Origin of the sequence: Streptomyces solincola, from assembly GCF_002982015.1 — a bacterium.
GTDB lineage: Bacteria > Actinomycetota > Actinomycetes > Streptomycetales > Streptomycetaceae > Streptomyces > Streptomyces solincola.
Genome location: NZ_PVLV01000384.1, coordinates 1 through 10,601, shown reverse-complemented (window position 1 = coordinate 10,601; position 10,601 = coordinate 1). Strand labels below are relative to the sequence as shown.

8 protein-coding genes and 1 pseudogene are annotated in these 10,601 nt (G+C 74.3%); 5 read left to right on the top strand and 4 right to left on the bottom strand.

Annotation, left to right across the window (positions count from 1 at the left end):
- Positions 1-413 (top strand): annotated as a pseudogene (locus tag C6N75_RS30875) (serine/threonine-protein kinase); the annotation flags it as partial.
- 51 nt (positions 414-464) lie between these two features.
- Here C6N75_RS30875 and C6N75_RS22375 read toward each other — a convergent pair.
- Positions 465-1,073, bottom strand: coding sequence for a TetR/AcrR family transcriptional regulator (locus C6N75_RS22375; protein ID WP_105870695.1), 609 nt, complete (start codon positions 1,071-1,073; stop codon positions 465-467).
- 123 nt (positions 1,074-1,196) lie between these two features.
- Here C6N75_RS22375 and C6N75_RS22370 point away from each other — a divergent pair, with 123 nt between their 5' ends.
- Both C6N75_RS22370 and C6N75_RS22365 read left to right on the top strand, forming a co-directional pair.
- A complete protein-coding gene (locus tag C6N75_RS22370; RefSeq protein WP_105870694.1) occupies positions 1,197-1,856 on the top strand; it encodes an FMN-dependent NADH-azoreductase in 660 nt (219 codons plus the stop codon).
- Positions 1,853-2,176, top strand: coding sequence for a DMT family transporter (locus C6N75_RS22365; protein ID WP_105870693.1), 324 nt, complete (start codon positions 1,853-1,855; stop codon positions 2,174-2,176). The genes C6N75_RS22370 and C6N75_RS22365 overlap by 4 nt, the downstream gene beginning before the upstream one ends.
- A 421-nt stretch (positions 2,177-2,597) precedes the next feature.
- Here the strand turns inward: C6N75_RS22365 and C6N75_RS22355 are convergent, their stop codons facing one another.
- Both C6N75_RS22355 and C6N75_RS22350 read right to left on the bottom strand, forming a co-directional pair.
- The gene (locus C6N75_RS22355) at positions 2,598-3,908 is read right to left on the bottom strand and encodes a PP2C family protein-serine/threonine phosphatase (RefSeq protein WP_105870692.1); all 1,311 of its coding nucleotides are present in this window, start codon (positions 3,906-3,908) and stop codon (positions 2,598-2,600) included.
- Positions 3,909-4,467: 559 nt separating this feature from the next.
- Entirely contained in the window at positions 4,468-4,974 is a 507-nt protein-coding gene (locus C6N75_RS22350; protein WP_105870691.1) for a MarR family winged helix-turn-helix transcriptional regulator, read from the bottom strand.
- Positions 4,975-5,030: 56 nt separating this feature from the next.
- On the opposite strand from C6N75_RS22350, the gene C6N75_RS22345 reads away from it, so the two are divergent.
- Together C6N75_RS22345 and C6N75_RS22340 are read left to right on the top strand one after the other, a co-directional pair.
- Positions 5,031-6,224, top strand: a complete 1,194-nt coding sequence (locus C6N75_RS22345) for a PP2C family protein-serine/threonine phosphatase (protein ID WP_105870690.1) — start codon at positions 5,031-5,033, stop codon at positions 6,222-6,224.
- 647 nt (positions 6,225-6,871) lie between these two features.
- The gene (locus C6N75_RS22340; RefSeq protein WP_105870689.1) at positions 6,872-9,145 is read left to right on the top strand and encodes a catalase; all 2,274 of its coding nucleotides are present in this window, start codon (positions 6,872-6,874) and stop codon (positions 9,143-9,145) included.
- Positions 9,146-9,264: 119 nt separating this feature from the next.
- On the opposite strand, the gene C6N75_RS22335 is transcribed toward C6N75_RS22340, so the two are convergent.
- Positions 9,265-10,125: a Rieske 2Fe-2S domain-containing protein gene (locus C6N75_RS22335; protein ID WP_258177548.1), complete on the bottom strand. Its 861-nt coding sequence runs from the start codon at positions 10,123-10,125 to the stop codon at positions 9,265-9,267.
- Positions 10,126-10,601: the final 476 nt, after the last annotated feature.

The following is a 10,601-nucleotide window of genomic DNA, read 5'->3' as shown; positions in this document are numbered from 1 at the left end:
GGCCGACCCCGCTCACCGCCCCGTCCGGAACCGTCGAGCTGTCCCCCGTGTGGCTCGACCAGAGCAACTCCCTCAGCCTGCGCGATCCGATGCTGCTCCCCGACCGCACGGGCGACATCCGCCTCGACTGCTCCGACGACGCCGACTGCGCGCTGACCAGCGACAGCGCGGTCTTCGTGCAGCTCTTCAACGGCAAGAAGGCCACCCGCGACACCTGCCGCCACCTGCTCGGCGGCGCCACCGGCCCCGCCTACCGCACCTGGTCCCTCGCCGCCGCGGGCGAGGGCGCCCACCTCTGCGTCCGCGACGCCGCCGGTCGCGTCGGCGCGCTCGCCCTCCAGGTGAAACAGACCACCTTCCGTGAGGCCGCCTTCCTCCAACTGGGCCTCACCGTCTGGCCGAAGACGCCCTGACACCCGACCCGTCCCACCCTCCGCGCAACGACCCGGGCGCCCGGCGCGGCGTCAGCCGCCGGAGCCGACGGCGCCCCGCGCCAGAGCGGCGAGAGCCCGGGTGATCTGCCCGGCGTCGAGCCCGAGGCGGTCGCGCTGGAACTGGAAGACCTCCGGAGCCAGGGGGGCGAGAAGAAGGTCCACCATCGCCTCCCGGTCGGCCACGCCCGCCTCGCCCAGCAGCATCCCGACGTGCGCGCGCCAGAACCCGTAGGCGCCGGTCGCGAACCGCGAGCGCCCGGTCTCCGTGCCGAGGACCAGATGGGCGTGCCGGTCCAGCAGCCCGATTATCGCCCCGAAGAAGGCCTCCAGCCGCTCCCCGGGCGGCGCGCCCGGCCCCAGCGGCGGATCACCCCGCAGCAACTGCTCCTGCAACGCCCGCTCGTGCTCGTCGAGGAGCGCCACCGCGATGGAGGCGATATCCGGGTAGCGCCGGTACAGCGTGCCCTTGCCCACGCCCGCGGCCCGAGCCACGTCCTGCATGCTCACGTCGGCCGGGCGGTGTTCGGCGAACAGGCGCGCGGCCGCCCCCAGCACGCGCGCACGGTTGCGCGCGGCGTCCACCCGCTCCCGCGGCACGGCCGGGGCCCCCGCCAGGCCAAGCGGATTCTCTGCCTCCATGCCAACACCCTACCGCACAAGTGGACCCGCCGTCCGTTTCTTGCTACCGTCCGCTCCATCCGTAAGCGGACGCGCCGTCCGCTTACCGCCTCGTTCCCGCCCGCCACTCTCCCGAGGACCGCCATGCCGCACCTGCTCCACCTCGATGCCAGCGCCAGACGCCGCTCACTGTCCCGCGAGATCGGCGCGACGTTCGCCGACGCCTGGCGCCGCACCGGCGCCACCGTCACCTACCGCGACCTCGCCGCCGACCCCGTGCCGCACATCACCGAGGCATGGACCGAGATATGCGACAACCTCCTCGCGGACGGCATCACCGCGCTCGACCGCCTCCACGAGGGCGCCCGCACCCCGGAGCAGACCGCGGCCTGGCGGACCGTCCAGCCACTTCTGGACGAACTCCTCGCCGCCGACGTCGTCCTCGTCGGCACCCCCATGTACAACTACTCCGTCCCCGCGTCCCTCAAGGCGTGGATCGACCAGGTCACCTTCCCGCGCATGTCCCTGGCCGGACGCACCCTCGTCGTCGCCGGCGCCCGCGGCGGCTCCTACCAGCCCGGCGCCCCGAAGGCCGCCTTCGACCACCAGGCCCGCTACCTGGAGGACTTCGCCGCCGGGCGCCTCGCCATCACCGACGTCCGCCTCCTGCACGCCGAACTCGCCAACTCCCGCGTCGACCCCCGCCTCGCCGACCACCGGGCCGCCCACCGAACGAGCCTCACCCGGGCCCTGGACGAAGCCCGCGCCCTCGGCCGCCACCTCGCCACCGCGGCCACCCCGTGAACTGGCTCTACCTCGCCCTGGCCGGCGCGGTCGAGATCGCCTGGTCCCAGAGCAACAGGCCGACCCAGCACTTCACCCGGCCCCTGCCGACCCTGGTCTGCTTCGCCCTCGCGGCCGGCTCCGTCTACCTGCTCACCCTCGCCATGCGCACCATCCCCGTCGGCACCGCGTACGCCGTCTTCACCGGCATCGGAGCCGTCGGCGTCGGCACCCTCGGCGCCGTCGTCCACCGCGACCCCGTCACCCCGCTGCGCGTCACCGCCCTGGTGCTCATCGTCGGCGGCATCGTGCTGGCCCGCCTCGCCGCCCCCCACGACTGACCCCGTGCGGACCTCCGCAGCCGCGGGCCCGCGGACGCCCGCGCCACCCTCCCAGACGAGCACGCGGTCGGGTCGAAGCGGACCCGGATCGTCAGGCCGCCGCCTTCCGCGTTCGCGCTCGCCGTCGCGCCGTGGGCGCGCGCGATGGAGTCGAGGGTCGACAGCCCCCGGCCCACGCCGCCGCCCGGGGTGCGGGTGTGCTCGGTCGGCCCGGTGCGGACCCCCACCCGGCCGCCGGGGACGTTGTGGCGTACGGCGTTGGCGAGCAGGTTGTGCAGGAGCCGGTCCAGGCACCCTCCTGCCGCGGACCCTCCGATCATGACGCCCGTCGCGCCGGGACGTGCGGCGCGCCACGAGCGCTGCGCCGGTGCCGGGGGGCGGCCGCCTCGGGCGGCGAGCGGCCGATGCGCGTCGGTGCGGGTCAGGAGAGGCGGCCGGCCGCGGGCGTCGTCCGGCACTCCGGATCGCTGACGGTGGCCCGGATCCGGGGCCCGGGGCCGGTGAAGCGCACCGCGATGGCGAGGGTGTCGTCGAGGTGGGTGGCGCCGCTCAGCATGGCGGTCGCGACGAGATGGGGGAGGGACGCCGTCGGCCGGGCCCGGTGCTCCCGCACGGTGTCGAGCAGGCGCCGCTCTCCTTCCAGGACATGGCGGCGGCTTTCGGTGAGGCCGTCGGTGTACAGCAGGAGCAGGTCGCCGGGGTCCAGCCGGACGCCGAGGGTGCCCTCGCTGCCGGGGTCGGGGTAACCGATGCCGCGGCCCCGCGTGTGCAGATACCGCCCCCGGGCGCCGGCCGGGAGCAGCAGCGGCGGCGGGTGACTGCCGTTGGCGAGGGAGAGGTCGCCGGTGCGCGGGTCGATGCGCAGCAGCAGCACGGTGGCCATCGCGCCGACCTCGTAGGGGCGCAGGACCGCGTCGGCGCGGGCGATGACGCTGTCCAGACTGTGTCCCTCGGTGACCAGGGTGCGGACGGTGTGCGTGACGGTCACCGCGGTGCGGGTGCTGGTGACGCCGTGGCCCAGGGCGTCGACCAGGGTGATGTGAACGGAGCCGTCGGGCAGGACGAACCAGTCGTAGAGGTCCCCGCCGGTCGGCGCCCGCTCGCTGGCCGGTGCGTAGTGCACCGCGAGCTCCAGGCCGGGCACCCGCAGGGGACGTGGGCGCAGCGCCCTTTCGAGTGAGCTCAGCGCGGTCCCGTAGCTGGTGTGCAGTTCCTCGTTGCGCTGGTGCCACTGGTGGTGCAGGGCGAGCGCACCGTCGTTGGCGGCGGTCAGCTCTCCTTCCAGCGCGGCGTTGCGCACGGCCGCCAGGTCGGCCTCGGCGATGACGGCCCGGGTCTCCTCGCGGGCCAGGAGGCGCTCCTGCGCGCCGGTCAGGGCGGGGAGTCCCGGAACGCCGGTCCTGACAGCCGGTTCCGCCGGCCGGCCGGGAGAGGGGAGGGGCAGGCGCCAGCCGTGGCGGCCGCCGGCATCCCGTACGGGGGGCAGCGGCACGGGATCGCCGGACGTCACCTGGGTCAGGTACAGGTCCAGTTCGAGGTAGGAGGCGCCGGCGGTCCGTGCGGGCCGTGCGGTCAGGCGCACCGGGTCGCCCGCGCTCAGCGTCTTGGCGGCGAGTTCGACGGCGGTCGCGACCAGCCGGGCGCGCACCGACGGCGCCAGGCCGTGGGCCACGGCGATCCGGCGCACCGTGCGGCTCAGGGCGCGCTCGGAGCGGACGGTGAATCGGGGCACGGGACTGACCCCTCCGGTAGGGCCGGATCGCGAGCGCGAGTGCCAGCGTGTCGGCGATGGGGAGCGTGAGCGCCGAGACCGGGTGGGCGTGCGGCGGTGAGGCGGGCGGACCCGCCCGCATACGACTACGGAACGTTGCTTGACTGCCCGTAAAGGTTAACCGGTGACAACTAATCAGGGAAGCAGCGCCCGCCGGACCTGACCGAATCCTGACGGGGTGACGCGCCCTCGACCTGCCGGAGGGGGCCCCGACCCCGGACGTTCCGTTGCCCGAAGACAACACTTGTCGTTTGACAATCATCTGTCGAAGGCTGGACGCTGAAGCTGACGCACCGACAGAGGCAGGAGGCGGACCAGGCCCGGTGCGGGAGGGAAGGTGGACCTGTGGACCAGCCGGCACGCGGTCCTGTCTCGCCCCCCGCCGACGCGCCCCGTCCACCCGGCCACCGCCCGTCAGCCCGCCACCCCGCGGACGCGGACGCCCCGCCGCTGCGCGCCGGCGCCGCCGCACCGCGCGGGCCGGCGCCCGCGACGCCGTGGCCGCGAGCACACCGCGCGGTCAGGCCGGCTCCGACGCCGCCGAGCCCAGCCCGGCCCCGTCGCGCGTTTCGCGCGCCGCGGACCGAAGCGCCTCCAGACCGCGCGCCAGGGCGGCCTGGTCCCGGACGCTCATCCGGCTCACCGCGCGAGCCAGGGCCTCCTCGCGGCGGGCCCGGACTCTCGCCAGGTACGTCGAACCGTGCCGGGACAGCCGCAGCTCCAGCTCGCGTCGGTCCGCCGGGTTGTAAGCCCGTTCGATGTACCCCACCGCGTGCAGCCGGTCGCACATCCGGCTGACCGACGGCGCGGTGGAGCCGAGCTCTCCGGCGAGCGTCCGCAGATTGACCACTTCCGCCCGCTCAAGGACGTACAGCACCCGTAGCTGCGACGGGGAGAGCGGAGCGGTCACCGCGGTGTCAGCGCCCTGGGACCACAGCACCTCCAGCAACTCGACGACATCGCGTGCCGCGGACGCGGCACGCGCGGTGCCGTCGCCGTGCGACGCTCCTCCAGATCGCCGAGGCATGAGAACGCTCTCCTTGGTGTCATCCTCTTCAGAGAAAACCAGGCGGTAACCACGTCATGACCAGATTCACCGCGGTCGAGCGAGCCCTGCGCACCGCAGCCCCGCACGACTTCCTCCCGGTACTGCGCCAGGCGCTCGCCACGCACTACTCGGTGGTGGACGTCGAACTGCTGATGGCGGACTACGCGCTGACCATACTGCAACCGGTCACCACCCTCCCCTACACCAGGAGACCCGTCCCCGTCCACGGCACCAGACCCGGTCACGCGTTCGCGTGGCAGCAGCCCTGCACTGAGACGCAAGGAACCCACACCGTGGTTCACCTGCCGGTCAGCGTACGAGGCGACCGGCTCGGCATCCTCACCGTGACCCTGGACCCGGAACACCTCGACGAAGCCGCCCAGCAGGAACTGCTGGACGTCGCCCAGGTCCTCGGACACGAGATCGCCGTCGGTGAACGCGACACCGACCTCTACCTCCAGGCCCGACGAGCCAATCGCCTCACCCTCGCCGCCGAGATGCAGTGGCAGCTCCTGCCCGGCCGCACCTGCGTCCGCCCCGAGTACACCATCGGCGCCCAGCTCGAACCGGCCTACGCCATCTACGGTGACAACTTCGACTGGTCCACCACCGCCCACGACCTCACCCTGACCGTCACCAACGGCATGGGCGAAGGAATCGAAGCAGCGCTGCTGACCAACCTCGCCATCAACGCCCTGCGCAACGCCCGCCGTGCCGGGCTCTCCCTCACCGACCAGGCGTACCTCGCCGACCAGGCCGTCTACGGCCAGCACCAGGGCGCCCAGCACCTGTCCGTGCTCCTGCTGCGCTTCGACCTGGCCACCGGCGCCACCGAGATCGTCGACGCGGGCTCCCCGCGCATGTGGCGCCTGCGCGACGGCCGCGCCGAGCCCGTCGAACTCGAAGCGCAACTCCCCCTGGGCATGTTCGAAGACACCCACTACACCGCCGAACAGCACCACACCCGGCCCGGAGACCGCCTCGTCTTCGTCAGCGACGGCGTCTACGACGTCGCCTCCCCGGCCGGCGAACGCTACAGCGAACGCGCCCTCGCCCGCGCCCTCACCAGCACCCGCCTGCTCCCCGCCTCGCACGTCCCCCGTGCGGTGCTCCACGAGCTCACCGGGCACCGCGGCCCCGTCGACGCCGCCGACGACGCCATGGTCGTCTGCCTCGACTGGCGCGGCCGCCCCCTCGCACCGGGATCCGGCGAGACCCCGCCCGCCTAGCGACGGAGAGCCCGCGCCCCGGCGCGTACCGCACGGCCGCTCTCCGGGGCGCGAAGGACAGCCGGGGGGCCAGCCGCGAAACGAAGACAGCGGCTACGGCAGCGAACACCTCCGCACGGCCGGGGCGGCGGCGGGTTCGCTTCCCGCGGCAGGGGCACTCCGATCCGTCGAACGGTCCGAGGACGCACCGCTGCGAGCAGCGCGGGGCTGCGGGGCCGGCGACGACCACACGAAGGGGCGGAAGGCGATGACCACGGCACGCGAGATCATGACCGGCGGCGCGCAGTGGCCGACGTGGCCCGCTCGCTCGACCACCCGCAGGTCGGCCAGCTGCTGGAAGCCCTCTCCACCGACTGACCCACGACCCGCGGACCGGGCCGAAGGAAGCCGGTGCCGGAGGCGTGACCGCGACCGCCGCGGGCTCCGGGCAGACGCCGGGCGCGCCGGTGAGGAACGCGCCCGGCGCCGTCCTGCCCACCGACAGCCCCCCCGCTCGCCCCGCGCGGCCGGCGGACGCCCGGGAGTCGCGCCCGGCGCCACGCGGCGGCCGCCGTGCGGCATTGGGCGTATCTCCCGACATCCGCGTTAGCGCGCCGACCACAGCGGCCATGGCTGTGAAGCCCCCCTGTCCCTTGCCTGGAGGCACGATGTCCCAGTCCCACCCGATCAAGGCAGCCGCGGAGAAGGTCGCCGACGCCCTCGGCGTCGGCAGTGCTCCCGAGGGAGTCCCCGGCGCCCCCTCGCCCGAGCCGGCGGCCGTGGAGGAACCCACGAAGCCGCGCGGCCCGCTCCCGCCCAAGCCCGACCAGGGCACCCCGGAGACCGTCAGCCCCACCGGTCAGCCGACCGGGGCCGAACCGGCCCGCAACGCGCAGAGCGGCCCGTACCTGACCACCGCGCAGGGCACCCGGCTGCCCGACACCGACCACTCGCTCAAGGCGGGCGCACGCGGACCGGTCCTCCTTCAGGACCACCACCTGCGCGAGAAGATCATGCACTTCGACCACGAGCGCATCCCTGAGCGCGTCGTGCACGCCCGCGGGGCCGGCGCCCACGGGGTGTTCCGGGCCTACGGGACCGCTGAGAACATCACGCGCGCGGCCTTCCTGCGCAAGGGCACCGAGACGCCGGTCTTCGTCCGCTTCTCCACGGTGCTCGGCTCGCGCGGCTCCGCCGACACCGTCCGGGACACCCGGGGGTTCGCGACGAAGTTCTACACCGAGGAAGGCGTCTTCGACCTGGTCGGCAACAACATCCCGGTCTTCTTCATCCAGGACGCCATCAAGTTCCCCGACGTCATCCACGCCGGCAAACCGCACCCCGATCGCGAGATCCCGCAGGCCCAGAGCGCCCACGACACCTTCTGGGACTTCGTCTCACTGCACACCGAGGCCCAGCACCACGCCCTGTGGAACATGTCCGACCGGGGCATCCCCCGCTCGTACCGCACCATGGAGGGCTTCGGCGTCCACACCTTCCGCCTGGTGAACGCCGAGGGCGCGACCGCGCTGGTGAAGTTCCACTGGAAGCCGAAGCTCGGGGTGCACTCCCTGGTGTGGGAGGAGGCCCAGATCGCCGGCGGCGTGGACCCCGACTTCCACCGCCGCGACCTCGCCGACGCCATCGAGTCCGGCGCCCACCCCCAGTGGGAGTTCGGCGTCCAGGTCTTCCCCGACACCCCCGAGCAGACCTTCGAGGGCATCGACCTGCTGGACTCCACCAAGATCGTCCCCGAGGAGCTGGCCCCGGTCCAACCGATCGGGCTGCTCACCCTGGACCGCAACGTCGGCAACTACTTCGCCGAGACCGAGCAGGTCGCCTTCCACACCGGCCACCTGGTCCCCGGCATCGACGTCACCGACGACCCGCTGCTGGCCGGCCGGCTCTTCTCCTACCTGGACACCCAGATCACCCGCCTGGCCGGTCCCAACTTCAACCAGATCCCCATCAACCGGCCGCACGCGCCGGTCAACGACATGCTGCGCGACGGCTTCCACCAGCAGGCCGTGCACGCCGGTGTCGCCCCCTACAAGCCGAACTCGCTGGACGGCGGCTGCCCGTTCTTCGCCGGGGCGGACACCGGCGCCTACATCGAGGCGCCGGTGGAGCTGCCGGCCGCGCGCAAGGTCCGCGAGGCCCCGGCCTCCTACGACGACCACTTCAGCCAGCCGCGGCTGTTCTGGCTGAGCATGTCCCCGGTGGAACGCGAGCACATCATCGCCGCGTACACCTTCGAGCTCGGCAAATGCTGGGATCAGGCCGTCAAGGAACGCCAACTGCGCGCGCTCGCGAACATCGACTCCGAGCTGTGCGCCAAGGTCGCCGAGGGCCTCGGCCTGCCCGCCCCCGAGGCCACCGGGCCCCTGCCGGACGTGCGACCGAGCCCCGCCTTGTCCCAGGTCGGCCAGGAGTGGCCGTCGGACGGCCGGATCATCGGCATCGTCGCCGACGGCACCGCCGACGCCGACGGCGTACGGGCGCTGCGCGAGGAGATCCTGGCCGCCGGAATGGTCCCGCTGGTCATCGCACCCGCCGGCGGCAAGCTCGGCGCCGGCGGTGACGCCATCACGGTCCAGCGGACCTTCGCCACCGCCCGCTCGATCGAGTTCGACGCCCTCGTCCTCGCCGGCGTCCCCGCATCCGGCGGCGACGCCTACGGGGCCCGGGACGCCAAGGCCGGCGAGCCCGGACCGGCCGCCACGGCGCTCGACCCGCGTCTGCTCCTGCTGGTCTCCGAGGCATTCCGGCACTCCAAGGCCCTCGGCGGCTGGGCGGGCGCCGAAACGGTCCTGGAGGCGGCCGGCCTCGCCGCCTCCGCCCCCGGCGTGGTCATCGCCGACAGCGGTACGGCGGTCCTGACCGAGCTCACCCCGCTGCTGGCCCGCCACCGCGTCTGGGACCGCTTCCCCTCCGCGGTCTGAACCCCGGGAGGGGACACCCCCCAACGCCCGCGGCCCCGCCATCCGATGCGGAATCGGACGGCGGGGCCGCGGACGGACGGACGGCCGGCCGCCCGCACGCCGTCGCCGTAGACCGAAGCTCAGGCCCTGCGGCGCACGGCCGGGCCCTCCCGCCGGATGCGCGCCTGGACCCTCCCGTCGACCGTACGGGTGTCGAAGGCGGGCTGCGGCGCGGTGGCCGGCCCCCGCACGTTCCATCCGTCGTCCAGCCGGAAGCGGCTCCCGTGCCAGGGGCACTGGACGCAGCCGTCGGACACGGTGCCCTCGGACAGCGGTCCGCCGAGATGGCTACAGACGTCCGCCAGCACGTGCACGGCGCCGTCCGACGCGCGGACGGCCACCACCGGGACATCGCCGACGTACCGTCGCACCGGTCGATCCACCGGGAGGGAGTCGTGATCGGCGACGTCCTGCCAGCCGTCGGGCACCTGGTGCGGCACGGCCTCGGCGTGGTTGGCCCCTGACGCCTGGCGGTAGGCGAGGTGGCCGCCGACGGCGCCGCCGACGCCGACCACCGTCAGACCGGCGAAGCCGAGCACCTTGCCCAGCGCCGTCCGGCCCCTGACCCGGGCCAGGAACGACGCCGCGTACAGGGCGACGCCCGCGGCGTTGGCCGCCGCGTGCACCAGCCCGACCCGCATCTGCTGCCGTTGCAGCTCCGCCCAGTCGACCCAGCCCGCGACAGCGGCCGGGGCCGCGGCGCCCAGCCCGACGCCCACCAGCGCCGTGGCGGACGTACGGCGGTCGCCGGGCAGCAGGTCCAGCACCGCCGCGGACAGCCAGCTACCGATCGGCACCTGCACCAGCAGGGGGTGGACGGGATGGCCGAGCCAGCGGCCGTGCAGCGCGTCCCTGACCTGACCGGCGGGCAGGGCGTGCACCACCCGCTGGACGGCGTCCACAGCGCCGTCCAGAGCGCTCCACCGCTCCAACCGGTCCATGGCGGTCAGCACCCTTCCGGGCCCCCTCGCGCCGACGGTCCCAAGGGCGGTGCTGCTGGAGAAGCGGTCCGAGTCTGAGTCCATGGCGGTCGAGTAGCCCACCCGTCCGGCACGAAACGGACGAGAGCAGCGGCCGGGGCAAGAGGACGCCGGGACGAGGCGGGGAACGGCCCCGGACGCCGCCCCGTCGGCCCGTTCCACGAGGGGTCGCCCTGGCGCCCGGCCGGCCCGTCGGCCCGGGCGGCGACCGGCGTGCGCGGCGCAGGACCGCTGTGACCGGGGAGGACGACAGAGAGCACCGCCCGGTCCGACGTCTCGCCCGCCCGTCCGCCCTCCTGCCCTCCACCATCCGACCTGGCGTGCGGCGGACCCGGCTCCGGAGAATCCGCCGCCGCCACCGCGCGGGCGGACCCGGGCGCGAGGGATACGGCCACCCGACCCCGCCCCCGGGCCCGCCCCGCCGCTCGCTCCTGCTG